The following is a 17,498-nucleotide window of genomic DNA, read 5'->3' on the forward strand; positions in this document are numbered from 1 at the left end:
TCCAGGCAGACTCCTTTCTTCTGCACAAAAAAAGCAAAACCCCGCCACAGAAAGGCGGGGTTTTCACGGGCCTCGATGGATTGAGGCGTAACCGGACACTATCACAGCTCAATAAATAAACAAGACGGGCGGGGTCTAGCCGTACCAATGGGTCGCTCACGAACAAACGAATGTGAGACGCCGAACCCTTGTGGCGAGGGAGCTTGCTCCCGCTGGGTTGCGAAGCGCCCCCAATATCTTGCGACTGCTGCGCAGCCGAGCGGGAGCAAGCTCCCTCGCCACAAAAGCTTCCAAGGCCAATGGTTACCTCAGAGATTTGCGCTTAGCCGCCTCGGCACAGATAACCCGCCGGCGCTCATCATCGGCCGAGCGCCATTCGCGGATATCTTCCACATGGCGGAAACAGCCAAGGCAGACCTTCTGTTCATCCAGCTTGCACACGCTGGTGCACGGCGACGGCACGGCGGGGCTGACGTTGCTGTAGAGCGGCTTGGGGGGCCGTGGCGGGGCGGTCTGGCTCACGCCGTCACAGGCCTTCGAACTCGAGCTCCGCGCCCGCCTGCTGCTTGACGATGCGCTCGAGCATCTCGCCCAGTTGCTCTTCGCTCTTGTCGCACATCCAGCGCTCGCTTTCCTCGTCGTAGTCGAAATGAAAGCCACCGGAGACCGCCGCCAGCCACAGCTGCCGCAACGGCTCCTGGCGACTGAAGATCAGTTGGCTGCCGTTTTCGAACTTGACGGTGAGTACACCGGCGGAGATTTCCAGGTCAATGTCCAGGCCACTGTCATCGAACACATCCTCCAGCGTTTGCTGGGTCGCATCGACCAGATCGTGGAAACGGGCTTCAGTCAAACTCATTTGCGGCAACCTCGAAAATGTCTGCTCATGCTCAAGCGCCGCAAGATACGGACGCCGCCCGGCGATTGCAAAGGATATACCGATCAACGACAACAGTGCCGCCGGACGGGCGCCCCGTTGCATAGGCAAGCTGACGGGTGGCCGGTATACTCCGGCGCAATTAATGCATTTTCAAGGATTTCGCCATGAAGCGCCTGATCTCTTCCCTTGCTGCGCTCGTCGCGGTTGCCTGCCTCGTGACAGCCTGTGGTCAAAAAGGTCCGCTGTACCTGCCTGATGACAGCAAGTCCCCTGAAGAACAGGCCAAGTCGTCGCAATCCAAGACACACTCGCACGACACCCACACCACTTACTAAGGGAACGCCATGGACGCTTTTAACTACCGTGGCGGGGAGCTGTTCGCGGAAGGAGTTGCCCTGTCCGCGATCGCCGAACGTTTCGGCACGCCGACCTATGTCTATTCCCGTGCCCACATTGAAGCCCAGTATCGGACGTTCGCCGATGCTCTCGACGGCATGCCGCACCTGGTGTGTTTCGCCGTCAAGGCCAACTCCAACCTGGGTGTGCTCAATGTCCTGGCGCGCCTGGGTGCCGGTTTCGACATCGTCTCCGGTGGCGAGCTCGAGCGTGTGCTGGCCGCCGGCGGCAGCGCCGACAAGATCGTGTTCTCCGGCGTCGGCAAGACCCGCGAAGACATGCGCCGTGCCCTGGAAGTCGGCGTGCACTGCTTCAACATCGAATCCACCGATGAGCTGGAGCGCCTGCAGGTTGTCGCCGCCGAGCTGGGCGTTCGCGCGCCGGTTTCCTTGCGCGTGAACCCGGACGTCGACGCTGGCACCCACCCGTACATTTCCACCGGTCTGAAGGAAAACAAGTTCGGCATCGCCATTGCCGACGCCGAGGACGTGTACGTACGCGCCGCCCAACTGCCGAACCTGGAAGTGCTGGGCGTCGATTGCCACATCGGCTCGCAACTGACCACCCTCGAACCGTTCATCGATGCCCTCGACCGCTTGCTGGCGCTGGTCGACCGCCTCGGCGACTGCGGCATCTACCTGCGCCACATCGACCTGGGTGGCGGTGTCGGCGTGCGCTATCGCGATGAAGAGCCGCCGCTGGTGGCCGACTACATCAAGACGGTGCGCGAGCGCCTCGAAGGCCGTGACCTGGCGCTGATGTTCGAGCCCGGCCGCTATATCGTGGCCAATGCCGGCGTGCTGCTGACCCAGGTCGAATACCTCAAGCACACCGAGCACAAGGATTTCGCCATCGTTGATGCGGCGATGAACGATCTGATCCGCCCGGCGCTGTACCAGGCGTGGATGGACGTCACCGCCGTGCGCCCTCGCGACACCGCGGCCCGCCCCTACGACATCGTCGGGCCGATCTGCGAAACCGGTGACTTCCTGGCCAAGGGTCGGGAGCTGGCGCTGGAAGAAGGCGACTTGCTGGCCGTGCATTCGGCCGGTGCCTACGGGTTTGTCATGAGTTCCAACTACAACACCCGCGGCCGTTGCGCCGAGGTGCTGGTGGACGGTGATCAGGCATTCGAAGTGCGTCGCCGCGAGACGGTAGCCGAGTTGTTTGCCGGCGAAAGCCTGCTGCCGGAGTAAAACCATGCTGCTGCGTTTTACCAAGATGCACGGCCTGGGCAATGACTTCATGGTCCTCGACCTGGTCAGCCAGCACGCGCATATCCTGCCCAAGCATGCCAAGCAATGGGGAGACCGGCACACCGGTATCGGCTTCGATCAGTTGCTGATCGTCGAGGCGCCCAACAACCCGGACGTGGATTTCCGTTATCGGATCTTCAACGCCGACGGCTCGGAAGTGGAGCAATGCGGCAACGGCGCGCGCTGCTTCGCCCGCTTCGTGCTAGACAAGCGCCTGACCGCCAAGCGGCAGATCCGCGTCGAGACCAAGGGCGGCATCATCGAACTGGATGTGCGCAGCGACGGCCAGATCGGCGTCAACATGGGCGCTCCACGCCTGGTACCGGCGGACATTCCATTCGAAGCGCCGGCCCAGGCCTTGAGCTATCAGGTGGAAGTCGACGGCACCACGGTGGAACTGGCGGCAGTCTCCATGGGCAACCCCCATGCCGTGCTGCAAGTGGCCGATATCAACAGTGCCCCGGTGCATGAGCTGGGGCCGAAAATCGAACACCATCCGCGCTTCCCTGCGCGGGTGAATGTCGGTTTCCTGCAAGTCATCGACCGTCACCGCGCACAATTGCGTGTCTGGGAACGCGGTGCCGGGGAAACCCAGGCCTGCGGTACCGGCGCCTGTGCCGCTGCCGTCGCTGCGATCAGCCAGGGGTGGATGGATTCGCCATTGTTGATCGACCTGCCCGGCGGGCGCTTGTCCATCGAATGGGCAGGCCCTGGCCAACCGGTGATGATGACCGGCCCGGCAGTGCGCGTATACGAAGGACAAGTTCGTCTTTGAGTGAGCCAAACCCATGACCGATCAGCCACAGGTTCCAGCCCCACAGCCCGACGAATCGCCCAGCCTTCCAGAAGTCGCGGCCGTGACCGCTTACCTGGAGGCTCATCCGGACTTTTTCGTCGAGCATGAAGAACTGCTTGCGACGATGCGCATCCCCCACCGACGCGGCGACACCGTGTCGCTGGTGGAGCACCAGATGAAAATCCTGCGCGAGCGCAACATCGAAATGCGCCATCGTCTTTCGCACCTGATGGACGTGGCCCGGGACAACGACCGGCTCTTCGACAAGACCCGTCGACTGATCCTGGCCCTGATGGACGCCAGCACCCTCGAAGACCTGGTCATGAGCGTCGAAGACAGCCTGCGCCAGGATTTCCAGGTGCCCTTTGTCAGCCTGATCCTGTTTGGCGACAACGCCATGCCGGTAGGCCGCTGGGTGACCCACGCCGAAGCGCAGACGGCCATCGGCGGCCTGCTCACGGAAAACAAAAGCGTCAGCGGCAGCCTGCGCGAACATGAGTTGGACTTCCTGTTCGGAGAAGAACAGCGCAAGCAGATCGGCTCCACCGCCGTCGTCGCCATCGCCCACCAGGGCGTGCACGGCGTGCTGGCCATCGCCAGTCGCGATCCGCAGCACTACAAGAGTTCGGTGGGCACGCTGTTCTTGAGCTACATCGCCGAAGTCACCGGCCGGGTGCTGCCAAGAGTCGCCGGTTCGCTGCGCTCGGTACGCTGATGATGGAGCGGCAACTGGACGCCTACTGCGAACACCTGCGCAGTGAGCGTCAGGTGTCGCCCCACACGTTGTTGGCCTATCGCCGTGATCTGGAAAAAGTGCTGGGCTGGTGCCAGAAGCAGAACATCGGCAGTTGGTCGGCCCTGGACATCCAGCGCTTGCGCAGCCTGATCGCCCGCCTGCACCAACAGGGACAGTCCTCCCGCAGCCTGGCGCGCCTGTTGTCGGCGGTGCGTGGCCTGTATCACTACCTCAATCGCGAAGGCCTGTGCGATCACGATCCGGCCACCGGCCTGGCACCGCCCAAGGGCGAACGCCGGCTGCCCAAGACCCTCGATACCGACCGCGCCCTGCAATTGCTTGAAGGCGCCGTCGAAGATGACTTCCTGGCCCGGCGCGACCAGGCGATTCTCGAGCTGTTCTATTCTTCCGGCCTGCGGCTTTCAGAGCTGACGGGGCTTAACCTGGATCAACTGGACCTGGCCGACGGCATGGTCCAGGTGCTCGGCAAGGGCAGCAAGACCCGCCTGCTGCCCGTCGGCCGCAAGGCCCGTGAAGCCCTGGAACTGTGGTTGCCCCTGCGGGCCCTGGCCAACCCCGCCGACGACGCGGTGTTCGTCAGCCAACGCGGGCGGCGCCTCGGCCCGCGGGCAATTCAATTGCGGGTCAAGGCCGCTGGCGAACGCGAGTTGGGGCAGAACCTGCACCCACACATGCTCAGGCACTCCTTCGCCAGCCATTTGCTGGAGTCCTCCCAGGACCTGCGCGCCGTTCAAGAGCTGCTGGGCCACTCGGACATCAAGACGACACAGATCTACACCCACCTGGACTTCCAGCACCTGGCGACGGTCTATGACAGTGCCCACCCCAGGGCCAAACGCATCAAGGGCGACGAATCATGACCATCGAACTCATCACTTTCGACCTGGACGACACCCTGTGGGACACCGCCCCGGTGATCGCCAGCGCCGAAGCCATACTCCGCCAATGGCTGACCGACAACGCACCGAACCTGGGCGGGCTGCCGGTGGAGCATCTTTTTTCGATTCGTGAGCAAGTGTTGCGCGAAGAACCCAACCTCAAGCATCGCATCAGTGCGTTGCGCCGGCGAGTGCTGTTCCGTGCCTTGCAGGAAGCCGGCTACGACCAGTGGCACGCCTCTGAACTGGCGGACCAGGCCTTCGAGACGTTCCTGCACGCCCGTCATCAGTTGGAAATTTTTCCCGAGGTACAGCCCACCCTGGAAATCCTGGCCAATCATTTCGCCCTCGGCGTGGTCACCAATGGCAACGCCGACGTGCGACGCCTGGGGCTCGCGGACTACTTCAAGTTCGCCTTGTGCGCCGAAGACATCGGCATCGCCAAGCCTGACGCCCGGTTGTTCCACGAAGCCCTGCAGCGCGGCGGCGCCACGGCACAGACCGCCGTGCACATTGGCGATCACCCGGGCGACGACATCGCCGGCGCCCAACAGGCCGGGCTGCGCGCGGTGTGGTTCAACCCGGCAGGCAAGGCCTGGGATGCCGATCACGCACCGGATGCGGAGATTCGCAGCCTGACCGAACTGCCGGGGCTACTGGCTGGGTGGCATAGCCAACCCTGAACCCTGCTTCACAGCCGCCAAAGCCCTCTGTGGGAGCGAGCTTGCTCGCGATGACGGCGGCACAGCCATCATCAATGCCAACAGACCCACCGCTATCGCGAGCAAGCTCGCTCCCACCCTGGAGCGGGTGTGTCCCGCAATTCCCCGCCCGACAAAGAACCCTGTGGGAGCGAGCTTGCTCGCGATGACGGCGGCACACCCAACATCAATGCCAACAGACCCACCGCTATCGTGAGCAAGCTCGCTCCCACCCTGGAGCGGCTGTGTCCCGCAATTCCCCGCCCGACAAAGAACCCTGTGGGAGCGAGCTTGCTCGCGATGACGGCGGCACACCCAACATCAATGCCAACAGACCCACCGCTATCGCGAGCAAGCTCGCTTCCACCCTGGAGCGGCTGTGTCCCGCAACTCCCCGCCCGACAAAGAACCCTGTGGGAGCGAGCTTGCTCGCGATGACGGCGGCACAGCCAACATCAATGCCAACAGACCCACCGCTATCGTGAGCAAGCTCGCTGCCACAGGGACTGCGCCTGGCCCGGAATAGAATCGCGCCCATGAAAAAGCCCGCAGCGACGGCGGGCTTTTTCAGCAAGCAAGAAGCCGATACTCAGATAGGGCGGCTGCCATACTTGTTGTCAGGCTTCTTGGGCGGATCAGCGACCACGTTGGCTTCCACTTCCTGCACCTTACCGCCTCTAGCCAGGAACTCCTCCATGGCTTTGGCGAGCGCATCACGCTCCTTGTTCTTGGCCTCTACGCTCGGCAATTCATCGACCGACACCGCAGCCTTGGCCTTGCCCTTGGCGGTAGGTGCCGGAACGTCGGCGCCATCGTCTTCGGCAACGTCTTCAGCCGCCACTTCAAGGCCTTCTTCGGTCTCGTCTTCGTCGCCTACTTCGAGGTCGTCGTTTTCCAGATCATCGTCGCTCATGTTCTACCTCATGACTTGCGAAAAGCAGATTAGTTATAGCCCAGCTTCGCCATCTGTTCGAAGGCTGCCGGAAAAAATTCAACATCCGCTGGCAATCAGCGGTTATGCCCCTTCACCGTACAAGGTGGCAAGGACTTTACGAGCACCGCCGTGATCACGGTGCTCGCCCAGATAAACACCTTGCCAGGTTCCCAATGCCAGCTGTCCCGCCGTCACCGGCAGGCTGAGCTGACAACCGAGCACACTGGCCTTGAAGTGCGCCGGGAGGTCGTCCAAGCCTTCGTCGTTGTGCTCATAACCGGCGGTTCCTTGTGGGATCAGCCGATTGAAAAATCGTTCGAAGTCTCGACGTACCGCCGGATCGGCGTTCTCGTTGATGGTCAACGAGGCCGAGGTATGCTGCAGCCACAGATGCAACAGACCGACACGACATGCCTGGAGTTCAGGCAGGCCGGCCAGCAACTCGTCTGTCACCAGATGAAAGCCCCGGGGCCTTGCCCGCAGGGTTATCAGCGTCTGTTGCCACATACAGATCTCCGCACGTTCGGCGCGCATTCTAGCGCGCTCTGGGAAAAAACAAAGGCCCTAATATTCCTGCTTCGATGTAAGCCTTTGGCGGTATAAAAACCCATGTCGCATCCACAACAAAAGGCGTCGGAAAAACTGCTCCACCTTTTGAGCAATGACAAATTCCAGGCAAAAAAATGCCCGGCGAACCGGGCATTTTTTGTTGCGTGTGCTTACAGGTTGTAGCCACGCTCGTTGTGCTGGGCCAGATCCAGGCCCACAGCTTCTTCTTCCTCGGTGACACGCAGACCCATGACGGCGTCCAGGACCTTGAGGATGATGAAGGTGACGATCGCGGTGTAGACCACCGTGAAACCCACGCCCTTGAATTGAATCCACACTTGCGCGCCGATATCGGTCACGGTGCCGAAGCCACCCAGGGCCGGTGCGGCGAACACACCGGTCAGGATCGCGCCGAGAATACCGCCGATGCCATGTACGCCGAAGGCATCCAGGGAGTCGTCATAACCGAGCTTGCGCTTGAGGGTAGTGGCGCAGAAGAAGCACACCACGCCCGCCGCCAAGCCGATGACCAGGGCGCCCATCGGGCCCACGGTGCCGGCAGCCGGGGTGATTGCAACCAGGCCGGCCACCACGCCCGAGGCAATGCCCAGCGCGCTTGGCTTGCCATGGGTGATCCACTCGGCAAACATCCAGCCCAGCGCCGCCGCAGCGGTAGCGATCTGGGTCACCAGCATCGCCATGCCGGCAGTGCCGTTGGCGGCGACAGCGGAACCGGCGTTGAAGCCGAACCAGCCGACCCACAGCATGGCCGCGCCCATCAGGGTGTAACCCAGGTTATGCGGTGCCATTGGCGTGGTCGGGAAGCCTTTGCGCTTGCCCAATACCAGGCACGCCACCAGACCGGCGATACCGGCGTTGATGTGCACCACGGTGCCGCCAGCGAAGTCCAGCACGCCCCAGTCCCACATCAGGCCGCCGTTGCCGGACCAGACCATGTGCGCAATCGGTGCATACACCAGGGTGAACCACACGCCCATGAAGATCAGCATGGCGGAGAACTTCATCCGCTCGGCAAATGCACCAACGATCAGGGCCGGGGTAATGATGGCGAAGGTCATCTGGAAGGTGATGAACACCGCTTCAGGGAACAGCGCCGCCGGGCCGGTCAGGCTGGCTGGCGTGACGCCCGCCAGGAACGCTTTGCCAAAACCGCCAATGAAGGAGTTGAAGTTGACGACGCCCTGCTCCATGCCGGTGGTGTCGAACGCGATGCTGTAGCCATAGATGACCCACAGGATGCTGATCAGACCGGTAATGGCAAAGCACTGCATCATCACGGAAAGAATGTTCTTCGAACGGACCATGCCACCGTAGAACAGTGCCAGGCCTGGAATGGTCATGAACAGTACAAGAATCGTGGCCGTGAGCATCCAGGCGGTGTCGCCGGAGTTCAGGACGGGGGCTGCCGCTTCTTCTGCCATGGCCAGGCCAGGCATTGCGAAGGACAACAGGGCTCCTAGCCCTGCGAATTTACGCAGAGTCATATTGTTTTCTCCTGGGGCGTTGGGTTTGGCGGCTTAGATAGCGTCGGTATCGGTTTCGCCGGTACGGATGCGGATAGCCTGTTCCAGATTGACCACAAAGATCTTTCCGTCACCGATCTTGCCGGTGTTGGCGGCCTTGGTGATTGCCTCGATCACCCGGTCCAGATCCTTGTCGTCAATGGCGACATCGATCTTCACCTTGGGCAGGAAATCGACCACATATTCCGCGCCGCGATACAGCTCGGTGTGACCCTTCTGCCGACCGAAGCCTTTGACCTCAGTAACGGTAATGCCCTGCACGCCGATCTCGGACAACGACTCGCGCACGTCGTCCAACTTGAACGGCTTGATGATGGCAGTGACTAGCTTCATGAAACTTTCTCCCGAATTGGTGGACTTGCCCCAGGAAAACAAACCCGACTCAAGTCTAAGCGCAGTGCCTGGCTTTGTAACGCGTCGTCGGCCCAAGTTGCCCGACAGGTGCCAGTTAACCGATCCTGACGAAACTCCCCGTTCCGCCTGCTGCACTGCATTCGTCACAGCGACTGCATCAGTGCATGGGTCATCAGCCTCTAAGCAGAAACCTTGCCATCTGTGCCCAAACCCTCTGATTTCAGCCCCTTGGCTACCGGTTCGACGTGCACCGCACCACTAACTGCAGCGATACGCACAACAACAGTGCAGCGGCGCCCGGCCGCATGCGCGAAAAGCGTGCATCCCTGGCTTGCGAATTGACTATAGACACTGCGTGGTACACTGCCCGCCATTGTTTCCAGGACACCTGCACATGCTTGCGCCCAAAGACCTCCTCGACGCCCTGAGCGGCCACGCCTCCCGTATTTTGAGTGGCGACACGCCGCTGCCCAAAAGCGAAATCGAAAGCCAGTTCAAGGCCCTGCTGCAAAGCGGCTTCAGCAAGCTGGACCTGGTAAGCCGGGAAGAATTCGACAGCCAGATGGTCGTGCTGGCCCGGACCCGGGCGCGGCTCGAAAGCCTGGAGGCCAAGGTCGCTGAGCTGGAAGCGCGGTTGGCTCCGGCCCAGGAATAGGCGACTCAACCACTCGCGGCCCGCTGCGATGCGCCTTGCACAAGCGCGAGCGGCAGTTCCAGGATAAAGAGCGCGCCCTTGCCCGGCCCCGCGCTCTGCACGGTCAGATCGCCACCCATTTCGTGCGCCGCCAGAATGCAGCTGTGCAAACCAAAGCCGTGACCGTCGACACGCGTGGTGAAGCCGTGCTCGAACACCCGTGCAAGATTGTCCTGCGCAATCCCCTCGCCGTTGTCCTCGACCTCGACCCGCACGCGCCCCTCGTCAACGACCTTCAGGCGCAGGATGATCTGCGGCGGCCGGTTCACACCCGCGTCCAGCGCCTGCTTGGCGTTGTTGATCAGATTGACCAGGATCTGCAGCACTCGGTGCTTGTCCAGTGGCATTTGCGGGATATCGCTGAATTCCTTGATCAGCGTGATGTGGTGGCGGGCCAGGGACACATCGCAAATGCGCACGACATCCTCGACCAACTCTCGCAGCGAGCCCGGCTCCAGGACGCTGGCATTGCCGGCATAGGATTGCTGGGTGGCGACGATTTCCTTGATGTGGTCGATTCGGCGGGTCAACTGCGCCAACTCGGCAATCATGCCCTGCTGCTCGACGGCCAGCGCGTCGGCCAGCTTGTCGAGATAGTCCGGTAGGGCGCGCCCTTTCGGATCGCTGCTGATGAAGTCCCCGAGGTCGTCAGGATGCTCCTTCATCAACTGGACGACCTTGGCCACCCCGGGCCCCTTGGAGGTGTGCACCTTCTCGTAGAGGACCTGGGCTGAGACATTGACGCTATTGAGCACATTGCCCACGTTGTGCAGCACATTGGTGGCGATCTCCGCCATGCCGGCCCGGCGCGCAGTGGTCACCAGTTCGGCCTGCGCCTCGCGCAACTCTTCGTTGACCTTGGCCAATTGTTGCGGGCTGGGGATCTTCAGAGCCGCCGGCACCAGCCGGACCAGCAGGATGGCGGTAATCACCGAAGCTATCGCGGTGATCACCTTGACCAGCGCCGACAACCAGTAATAAGGCTGCCAAATGGTCAGGATTTCCATCACGTGGCTGGTCCCGCAGGCCAGGATAAATACGCCAAAGGCCGCCAGCATCCAGTCGAACGGCACGTCCTTGCGCTTGTGGATAAAGTACAGGAGCGTGAAGGGAATGGTGACGTAGGACAGGGTGATCAAACCATCGGCGATGACATTGGTCCACAGCAAATCCGGCCGCCACATGTAGCAGTGCCCATGGGGCATGAAGCGCTTGTCGGTTAACAGAGCCAGCAGATCGTTCATGGCCACTTCCTCCCTGTGCCGTTGATGCCGCCAAGTGCCAACTGGGCAAATCGAAGTCTAGGCCGGTCCCAGGCATTTCGCTTGGACGGGTGAAGGATGGCAGCCGCTGAACCGTATCGCCCTTGCCGCCCCTCAGCCGTCACTGGCTGTCGAAACATCCTGCCAAATTTTCTCCCCTCAATTGCTGCGCCCAAGTTCATCCCCACGACTACCCTTCAAAAGTCGCAGGACGCGACCCCCCATTCACTCAAGGAACGATTCATGTCGCTTGCCATTGTCCACAGCCGCGCCCAAGTGGGGGTCGAGGCTCCTGCCGTTACCGTTGAAGTCCACCTGGCCAATGGTTTGCCGTCGCTGACGATGGTTGGCCTGCCGGAGGCGGCGGTGAAGGAAAGCAAGGATCGGGTGCGCAGCGCGATCATCAACTCGGGGCTGAATTTTCCGGCGCGGCGCATCACCTTGAACCTGGCGCCAGCGGACCTGCCAAAAGACGGCGGCCGCTTCGACCTGGCCATCGCCTTGGGGATCCTGTCGGCCAGCGTGCAGGTGCCGACCCTGACGCTGGACGACGTGGAATGCCTTGGTGAACTGGCCTTGTCCGGCGCGGTGCGTCCGGTGCGTGGCGTATTGCCTGCGGCGCTGGCGGCGCGCAAGGCCGGGCGCATGCTGGTGGTGCCACGGGCCAACGCCGAGGAAGCCTGCCTGGCCTCGGGACTGAAGGTGATCGCCGTGGATCATCTGCTCGAAGCGGTGGCGCATTTCAACGGCCACACGCCGGTCGAGCCGTTCGTCTCCAATGGGCTACTTTCGGCCAGCAAGCCCTACCCCGACCTGAATGAAGTACAAGGCCAGGCCGGGGCCAAACGAGCATTGCTGATTGCTGCTGCGGGGGCTCATAACCTGTTGTTCAGCGGGCCACCGGGTACCGGCAAGACCCTGCTGGCGAGCCGCTTGCCAGGGCTGTTGCCGCCACTGGCCGAGAGCGAAGCCCTGGAGGTCGCGGCCATCCAGTCGGTGGCCAGTTGTGTACCGTTGAGCCACTGGCCGCAACGCCCGTTCCGCCAGCCGCATCACTCGGCTTCCGGTCCGGCGCTGGTGGGTGGCGGGTCGAAACCGCAGCCAGGGGAGATTACCCTCGCCCATCATGGCGTGCTGTTTCTGGATGAACTGCCGGAGTTCGACCGCAAGGTGCTGGAGGTCTTGAGAGAACCGCTGGAGTCCGGCCACATCGTGGTTTCTCGCGCCCGGGATCGAGTGCGCTTCCCTGCCCGCTTCCAGCTTGTGGCGGCGATGAACCCCTGCCCCTGCGGCTATCTTGGCGAGCCCAGCGGCCGCTGTGCCTGTACACCAGAGATGGTGCAGCGCTACCGCAACAAGCTCTCCGGCCCGCTGCTGGACCGTATCGACCTGCACCTGACCGTCGCCCGGGAAGCCACGGCATTGAACCCCAGGCTCGAAGCCGGGGATGATACGGCCACGGTCGCCGAGCGCGTAGCCGAAGCTCGGGAACGCCAGCACCGCCGCCAGGGCTGCGCCAACGCCTTCCTCGATCTACCGGGGTTGCGCCGGCATTGCAAGTTATCCACAACCGATGAAACCTGGCTGGAAACCGCCTGCGAACGGCTGACCCTGTCGCTGCGCGCCGCCCACCGCTTGCTCAAGGTCGCCCGGACACTGGCGGACCTGGAGCAAGCGGGAAACATTCGCCGCGAACACCTGGCCGAAGCGTTGCAATATCGGCCGGCTACGGCTTGAACCGCTTCACGGTTTGCTCAGGTCTACCAACGGTGTTTCCCGGACCTCGGTTTTTTGACCGTTCTGGATCGCATCGATGCGCTTGAGCGCCTTATCCACTGCGCCCTTGTCTGCCAACAGGCTGTAGTGAATCTGGAATTGCTTGTGCTCTTTCGGCCCGATCGTGGGCACCAGGCCCAGTGGCCGCTGATACCGGCGGTTATAGGAAAAACTGGTGCCAGGTTCCAACCCGGTCACGTAGCCCTGGCCTTGGGTATCGGTGTTTTTCCACAGGGAGAACACGGGCAGCGTGCTGGTGTTGAAGCCTACCGACACACCGAGGCTACCGGCCTTGTTGTGCAGCACGGTGAGGGTGTCGCCCTTGGTGTCAGCGTAGGGCACGACGTTATAGACGGTTTCGTCGTAATCCTTGGTCGGGGCTCGGTAGGTTTGCCAATCCGGCAAGTCACCCTTGGCCTTGTCGTTGAACGGCGAGACTTGCTTGACCGGTGCCGCGAAACGAGCGCCCTGCTCCAGGAAAGGCGTGCTGAAATTGCTGTGGTAGAGCGCTTGGTATTCTTTCGGGTAATCGCCGTTGTTGGTCAGTGTGTCGCTGAGGGCGAACGTCACGCTGCCGGGCTCAGTGACCAGTTCGGTCTGCACCGAAAAATCGACCTTCTTGAACGCCTGCTCCTTCAACTCGCCCCGCAGAGTGATGGCGTAGGGTGGTTTTTCATCGATGTGCAAGGTGACTTTGTTGGCCGGAATATTGGCGGCGCGACCATGCAGGGTCAGCAGCTCGCCATTGTCCATGCCGGGATGGCCGACCCATTCGTAGCCACAGCGAGTCACCAATTCATTGAAACCTTCAAGCCAACCCAACCCACCGCGACCGTTGAGCTCGATGAACGCCGGATTGACCACTTCCTTGACCGGCGAATCCCAACCCATGCGCACATTCCCGACCGACGCCTGCAGCACATTCATGCCACGGGTCGGGACGACTGAAAGCTTCAGGGTGCCGTTGTCTATATCAACGATGCTGACGCCCTCTTGCCGACCACCGTGCAGGGTACGCATCGTCACGGAGAAAGGTTTGTCGGTTTTCACGCCGAGCTGCTGGCTGGTGATTTGCCAGGGTTGGGCGGCTTTACCGGTATCCAGCAGGACGTAATCCCAAGCCATCGCCTGGGAGGCAGCGCCCAAGGCGCCAAGGGTAATGAGGAGTTTGAGCGAAGTCATGGACGCGACCTTTTATTGGAGTTGTGCGGTTTTTATAGACTTGAAGAAACGTTTCAGCAAGCTTAAAAACAGCAATACCCTTAAAAAATCACGACTATATGATCGGCAGCGTTTTGTGGGAGCGAGCTTGCTCGCGATGGCGGGGGGTCAAATTGAAACGATGTTGGCTGGGCAACCGTCATCGCGAGCAAGCTCGCTCCCACAGGGGATCGATGGTGGCCCGGGTTTCGTATTCACCAGAATCAAACGGTGGGAGCAAGCTTGCTCGCGATGGCGGTGGGTCAGATTGAAATGATGTTGGCTGGGCAGCCGTCATCGCGAGCAAGCTCGCTCCCATGGGGAATCGATGGTGGCCCGAGATTTCGTATTCACCAGAATCAAACGGTGGGAGCAAGCCCGCTCCCACCGGAAATCTCTGGGAGCGGGCTTGTGACAGGAGGCTTCAGCGGAACCGATCAACCTCTTGGCGCAGGTCCTGGGCCAGTTTCTCCAGTTCCTTGGCGGTGACCGCCAGATTCGAGACTACCTGGCGCTGCTCACTGTTGGCCATGGCGATGCTTTGCAGGTTGCTGCTAAGCAGGGTCGCGGTGCTGCTTTGTTCCTGGGTGGCAGTGGTGATCGCCGCGAATTGCTGGCCAGCCGAACGGCTCTGCTCGTCGATTCGCGCCAGGGCCGCGGCCACATTGGCGTTGCGCGACAGGCCTTCCTGCATCAACAGGTTGCCCTGTTCCATCGTGCTGATGGCATTGCCGGTTTCCTGCTGGATACTGTTGATCATGCTCGATATTTCGTCAGTGGCCTGGCGGGTGCGGGACGCCAGGCTGCGGACCTCATCGGCCACCACGGCGAAACCACGGCCCTGCTCGCCGGCGCGGGCAGCTTCGATGGCCGCGTTCAAGGCCAGCAGGTTGGTCTGCTCGGCAATCGAGGTGATGACCCCCACGATACCGCCGATTTCCTGGGAACGCTGGCCCAGGGTATTGATGACCGTGGCCGTGCTGTTCAGCGCGCCGGCGATTTGCTCCAGGGACGACGACGCTTCATCCATCGAGGTCCGGCCAATGCGGGTTTGCTGGGCGTTTTCCTGGGCCAGGCGCTCGGTGTTGCCCATGTTGTCGGCAATGTTCAAGGAGGTCGCACTGAACTCTTCCACCGCGCCGGCCATGCTGGTGATTTCGCCGGATTGCTGCTCCATGCCTTCGTACGCCCCGCTGGACAACCCGGACAGGGCCTGGGCGCGGCTGTTGACCTCCTGAGAGGCCTTGCGGATGTGCTCGACCATGGTCGACAGGGCCTCGCTCATCTGGTTGAAGGCACGGGCCAACTGACCGATTTCGTCATGGCTCGACACGCTCAGGCGCACGCTCAGGTCGCCGGCGCCCAACGCTTCGGCCTGGCGCACCAGATCCCCCAGCGGCGCCAGTTTGCTACGCAACAACCACATTGCCGAACCGACCGCCAACAGCATCGCCAGCAGGCTGCCAATGGCCAGTTGAATGCCGACGCTCCAGGTCACGGCGCGGATCTCGGTTTTCGGCATGCTCGCCACCACCGCCCACGGCCCGCCCTCGAACGGCACGGCAACGCTGTAGAAATCTTCGGCGGTATCGGCCCAGAACGCGCCCTTGCCCGGCTTTTTGATCAAGCCGGTGATGGCCGTGGTAGCGTTGTCCAGCGCCTGCACGCCGGCGGGGGGCACGAGCCATTTGTTTTGTTCGTCCAGCAGCGCCAGGGAGCCGGTCTGGCCGATGCGGAAGCGCTTGAGATTTTCGAACTGCGCGTTCTGCGCATCGGTGTAATCGAAGCCTACGTACAACACGGCAATGATCTTGCCGCTGCTGTCGCGCACAGGCGTGTACTGCGACATGTAGAAACGCCCGAAAAGCAGGGCCCGACCAATGTAGCTCTGCCCGCTGATCACCGGACCATAGGCGGGGCCGGCGCGGTCGAGCACGGTGCCGATGGCCCGTGTACCGTCCTGTTTGCTGACGGAGGTACTGACGCGGATGAAATCGTCGCCGCTGCGCACGAATACCGTGGCGACCCCGGCGGTCATCGCTTTGAAGTCGTCCACTTCCTTGAAGTTGTTGTTCAACACTTCGCTACCCAGGCTCAAGCCTGGGGTTTGTACGCCCGCCACCGTCACCGGCTGGTCCGGATGCACGCTCAGGCCCGCGCTGAAGCGCTTTTCGAACAAACCGGCCAAGCGCTGGGTGCTCTCGCGCAAGGTGCCATGGAACGTATTGAGCTGATCGGCCATGAGGCGCGCTTCGCTGGCCAAATGCTCTTCACGAGTGGCGAGGTTGGCGGTGTCCAGCGAACGCAGGGCGAAGACGGTACTGCCGGAGATCACGATCGCCAGTATCACGGCAAGGGCAAGGCCCAGCTGTGAGGCGATTCGGGCACGAGGTTGAGACATGACGGCTCCTGGCCGAGAGACTGGATCATCCTGATCACGTCGCACGCTCGGCATTTTATTCAAGGATAAGGTGGTTTAGCCCTTTCTGAACGAGGGTTCCATGTTCACGGATTCGGCAGCGATGCCGAATACTTGAGCGGTGTGGAAGGATTAATGCCAAGTGGCTAGCATGGACACTGCAACGTTTCAGCTCAGACGTTGTACATCGGGCAGTTGCATGGCCTTGACCTCGCCTTGGAGGAAGTCGCTGAGCCGGCGCAAACGTTCACCTCCCGGCCGGGTTTTCGGCCAGACCAGGTAATAGTGTTCACCGCTGGCAACAGCCGTCGGCCATGGCAGGCTCAGGCGCCCTTGGGCGACGTCCTCGGCCACCATCAGCAGATCGCCCATGGAGACCCCATAGCCACGCGCCGCCGCAATCATGCCCAGCTCCAGGGTATCGAACACCTGCCCACCCTTGAGCGAGACCTTGTCGGACAGGCCCATGCGGTGCAGCCAGTTGCGCCAGTCCCGGCGATCCGGCGTCGGATGCAGCAGTTCAGCACTGGCCAGCCGCGCCACATCCCAGGGCTGATCGTTCAACAGGTTCGGCGCGCCCACCGGGATCAATTCCTCGGGGAACAGCAAACTGGTCTCCCAGTCCGCCGGAAAATGCCCGTTGCCCAGCAATACGGCGCAATCGAAGGGCTCGACGTTGAAGTCCACCGAATCGATGTCCATCCAGGCACTGGTCAGTTGCACCTCGTTGCCAGGCTGCAGATGCCGGAAGCGACTCAGGCGCGCCAATAACCAACGCATGGTCAGCGTGGATGGCGCTTTCATGCGCAGGATGCCGTCTTCGCCATGCAAGGTGTGGCAGGCCCGCTCCAGCGCCATGAAACCCTCGCGCACGCCCGGCAGCAGCAACCGCGCCGCCTCGGTCAACTGCAGGTTGCGGCCGCTGCGCTGGAACAGTCGGCAGGCAAAGTGATCTTCCAGCGTGCGAATGTGCCGGCTGACGGCACTCTGGGTGATCGACAGCTCTTCGGCGGCCCGGGTGAACGAGCTGTAGCGCGCCGCGGCTTCGAATGCCCGCAACGCATAAAGAGGAGGAAGACGACGGGACATCGCAAAAGCTCCA

The 17,498-nt window shown here is 61.9% G+C and carries 18 protein-coding genes; 8 read left to right on the forward strand and 10 right to left on the reverse strand.

The window, feature by feature from the left end:
- Positions 1 to 303: 303 nt before the first annotated feature.
- A complete protein-coding gene (locus tag AB7M32_RS03480; RefSeq protein ID WP_454249092.1) occupies positions 304 to 522 on the reverse strand; it encodes a DUF1289 domain-containing protein in 219 nt (72 codons plus the stop codon).
- 4 nt (positions 523 to 526) lie between these two features.
- On the reverse strand, positions 527 to 859 hold the full coding sequence (gene cyaY, locus AB7M32_RS03485; protein ID WP_072406120.1) for an iron donor protein CyaY: 333 nt from the start codon (positions 857 to 859) through the stop codon (positions 527 to 529).
- A 185-nt stretch (positions 860 to 1,044) separates the two neighbouring features.
- Here cyaY and lptM point away from each other — a divergent pair, with 185 nt between their 5' ends.
- From lptM to AB7M32_RS03515, 6 genes are read left to right on the forward strand one after another with little or no spacing between them, the layout of a single operon-like run.
- Positions 1,045 to 1,215, forward strand: coding sequence for an LPS translocon maturation chaperone LptM (lptM, locus tag AB7M32_RS03490; protein ID WP_072406122.1), 171 nt, complete (start codon positions 1,045 to 1,047; stop codon positions 1,213 to 1,215).
- Between the two features lie 9 nt (positions 1,216 to 1,224).
- Positions 1,225 to 2,472, forward strand: a complete 1,248-nt coding sequence (lysA, locus tag AB7M32_RS03495; RefSeq protein ID WP_092174851.1) for a diaminopimelate decarboxylase — start codon at positions 1,225 to 1,227, stop codon at positions 2,470 to 2,472.
- A gap of 4 nt (positions 2,473 to 2,476) precedes the next feature.
- Positions 2,477 to 3,307: a diaminopimelate epimerase gene (gene dapF, locus AB7M32_RS03500; protein ID WP_454249093.1), complete on the forward strand. Its 831-nt coding sequence runs from the start codon at positions 2,477 to 2,479 to the stop codon at positions 3,305 to 3,307.
- Positions 3,308 to 3,320: 13 nt separating this feature from the next.
- Positions 3,321 to 4,043, forward strand: coding sequence for a DUF484 family protein (locus AB7M32_RS03505; protein ID WP_060740089.1), 723 nt, complete (start codon positions 3,321 to 3,323; stop codon positions 4,041 to 4,043).
- 2 nt (positions 4,044 to 4,045) lie between these two features.
- Positions 4,046 to 4,945 carry a tyrosine recombinase XerC gene (xerC, locus tag AB7M32_RS03510; protein ID WP_060740088.1) on the forward strand — a complete coding sequence of 300 codons (900 nt, stop codon included), beginning with the start codon at positions 4,046 to 4,048 and terminating at the stop codon, positions 4,943 to 4,945.
- Entirely contained in the window at positions 4,942 to 5,646 is a 705-nt protein-coding gene (locus AB7M32_RS03515) for an HAD family hydrolase (protein WP_454249094.1), read from the forward strand. Before xerC ends, AB7M32_RS03515 begins: the two co-directional genes overlap by 4 nt.
- Positions 5,647 to 6,253: 607 nt before the next feature.
- Here the strand turns inward: AB7M32_RS03515 and sutA are convergent.
- From sutA to glnK, 4 genes are all read right to left on the reverse strand, one after another.
- On the reverse strand, positions 6,254 to 6,577 hold the full coding sequence (gene sutA / locus AB7M32_RS03520) for a transcriptional regulator SutA (protein WP_072406034.1): 324 nt from the start codon (positions 6,575 to 6,577) through the stop codon (positions 6,254 to 6,256).
- Positions 6,578 to 6,679: 102 nt separating this feature from the next.
- Positions 6,680 to 7,105: a secondary thiamine-phosphate synthase enzyme YjbQ gene (locus AB7M32_RS03525; RefSeq protein ID WP_454249095.1), complete on the reverse strand. Its 426-nt coding sequence runs from the start codon at positions 7,103 to 7,105 to the stop codon at positions 6,680 to 6,682.
- Between the two features lie 212 nt (positions 7,106 to 7,317).
- Complete coding sequence (locus AB7M32_RS03530) at positions 7,318 to 8,652, reverse strand: ammonium transporter (RefSeq protein ID WP_060740085.1); 1,335 nt, start codon at positions 8,650 to 8,652, stop codon at positions 7,318 to 7,320.
- 33 nt (positions 8,653 to 8,685) lie between these two features.
- Positions 8,686 to 9,024: a P-II family nitrogen regulator gene (glnK, locus tag AB7M32_RS03535; protein WP_002555808.1), complete on the reverse strand. Its 339-nt coding sequence runs from the start codon at positions 9,022 to 9,024 to the stop codon at positions 8,686 to 8,688.
- A 415-nt stretch (positions 9,025 to 9,439) separates the two neighbouring features.
- Here glnK and AB7M32_RS03540 point away from each other — a divergent pair, with 415 nt between their 5' ends.
- Complete coding sequence (locus AB7M32_RS03540) at positions 9,440 to 9,700, forward strand: accessory factor UbiK family protein (protein ID WP_060740084.1); 261 nt, start codon at positions 9,440 to 9,442, stop codon at positions 9,698 to 9,700.
- Positions 9,701 to 9,705: 5 nt separating this feature from the next.
- On the opposite strand, the gene AB7M32_RS03545 is transcribed toward AB7M32_RS03540, so the two are convergent.
- On the reverse strand, positions 9,706 to 10,983 hold the full coding sequence (locus tag AB7M32_RS03545) for a sensor histidine kinase (RefSeq protein WP_454249096.1): 1,278 nt from the start codon (positions 10,981 to 10,983) through the stop codon (positions 9,706 to 9,708).
- A 261-nt stretch (positions 10,984 to 11,244) separates the two neighbouring features.
- Between AB7M32_RS03545 and AB7M32_RS03550 the strand changes: the two genes are divergently transcribed.
- Positions 11,245 to 12,738 carry a YifB family Mg chelatase-like AAA ATPase gene (locus tag AB7M32_RS03550; RefSeq protein WP_072406038.1) on the forward strand — a complete coding sequence of 498 codons (1,494 nt, stop codon included), beginning with the start codon at positions 11,245 to 11,247 and terminating at the stop codon, positions 12,736 to 12,738.
- 6 nt (positions 12,739 to 12,744) lie between these two features.
- On the opposite strand, the gene AB7M32_RS03555 is transcribed toward AB7M32_RS03550, so the two are convergent.
- The 3 genes from AB7M32_RS03555 to AB7M32_RS03565 form a co-directional block, all read right to left on the reverse strand.
- A complete protein-coding gene (locus AB7M32_RS03555) occupies positions 12,745 to 13,959 on the reverse strand; it encodes an aldose 1-epimerase family protein (RefSeq protein ID WP_454249097.1) in 1,215 nt (404 codons plus the stop codon).
- Positions 13,960 to 14,401: 442 nt separating this feature from the next.
- The gene (locus tag AB7M32_RS03560) at positions 14,402 to 16,378 is read right to left on the reverse strand and encodes a methyl-accepting chemotaxis protein (RefSeq protein WP_454249098.1); all 1,977 of its coding nucleotides are present in this window, start codon (positions 16,376 to 16,378) and stop codon (positions 14,402 to 14,404) included.
- 186 nt (positions 16,379 to 16,564) lie between these two features.
- Entirely contained in the window at positions 16,565 to 17,485 is a 921-nt protein-coding gene (locus tag AB7M32_RS03565; protein ID WP_072406045.1) for a LysR substrate-binding domain-containing protein, read from the reverse strand.
- Positions 17,486 to 17,498: the final 13 nt, after the last annotated feature.

This window comes from Pseudomonas sp. R151218B TE3479 (genome assembly GCF_053629195.1).

Excerpts from the sequence above, each read along its gene's own strand:
- cyaY (WP_072406120.1), bottom strand. The coding sequence starts at position 859 with ATGAGTTTGACTGAAGCCCGTTTCCACGATCTGGTCGATGCGACCCAG.
- lptM (WP_072406122.1), top strand. The coding sequence starts at position 1,045 with ATGAAGCGCCTGATCTCTTCCCTTGCTGCGCTCGTCGCGGTTGCCTGC.
- lysA (WP_092174851.1), top strand. The coding sequence starts at position 1,225 with ATGGACGCTTTTAACTACCGTGGCGGGGAGCTGTTCGCGGAAGGAGTT.
- dapF (WP_454249093.1), top strand. The coding sequence starts at position 2,477 with ATGCTGCTGCGTTTTACCAAGATGCACGGCCTGGGCAATGACTTCATG.
- AB7M32_RS03505 (WP_060740089.1), top strand. The coding sequence starts at position 3,321 with ATGACCGATCAGCCACAGGTTCCAGCCCCACAGCCCGACGAATCGCCC.
- xerC (WP_060740088.1), top strand. The coding sequence starts at position 4,046 with ATGGAGCGGCAACTGGACGCCTACTGCGAACACCTGCGCAGTGAGCGT.
- AB7M32_RS03515 (WP_454249094.1), top strand. The coding sequence starts at position 4,942 with ATGACCATCGAACTCATCACTTTCGACCTGGACGACACCCTGTGGGAC.
- sutA (WP_072406034.1), bottom strand. The coding sequence starts at position 6,577 with ATGAGCGACGATGATCTGGAAAACGACGACCTCGAAGTAGGCGACGAA.
- AB7M32_RS03525 (WP_454249095.1), bottom strand. The coding sequence starts at position 7,105 with ATGTGGCAACAGACGCTGATAACCCTGCGGGCAAGGCCCCGGGGCTTT.
- AB7M32_RS03530 (WP_060740085.1), bottom strand. The coding sequence starts at position 8,652 with ATGACTCTGCGTAAATTCGCAGGGCTAGGAGCCCTGTTGTCCTTCGCA.
- glnK (WP_002555808.1), bottom strand. The coding sequence starts at position 9,024 with ATGAAGCTAGTCACTGCCATCATCAAGCCGTTCAAGTTGGACGACGTG.
- AB7M32_RS03540 (WP_060740084.1), top strand. The coding sequence starts at position 9,440 with ATGCTTGCGCCCAAAGACCTCCTCGACGCCCTGAGCGGCCACGCCTCC.
- AB7M32_RS03545 (WP_454249096.1), bottom strand. The coding sequence starts at position 10,983 with ATGAACGATCTGCTGGCTCTGTTAACCGACAAGCGCTTCATGCCCCAT.
- AB7M32_RS03550 (WP_072406038.1), top strand. The coding sequence starts at position 11,245 with ATGTCGCTTGCCATTGTCCACAGCCGCGCCCAAGTGGGGGTCGAGGCT.
- AB7M32_RS03555 (WP_454249097.1), bottom strand. The coding sequence starts at position 13,959 with ATGACTTCGCTCAAACTCCTCATTACCCTTGGCGCCTTGGGCGCTGCC.
- AB7M32_RS03560 (WP_454249098.1), bottom strand. The coding sequence starts at position 16,378 with ATGTCTCAACCTCGTGCCCGAATCGCCTCACAGCTGGGCCTTGCCCTT.
- AB7M32_RS03565 (WP_072406045.1), bottom strand. The coding sequence starts at position 17,485 with ATGTCCCGTCGTCTTCCTCCTCTTTATGCGTTGCGGGCATTCGAAGCC.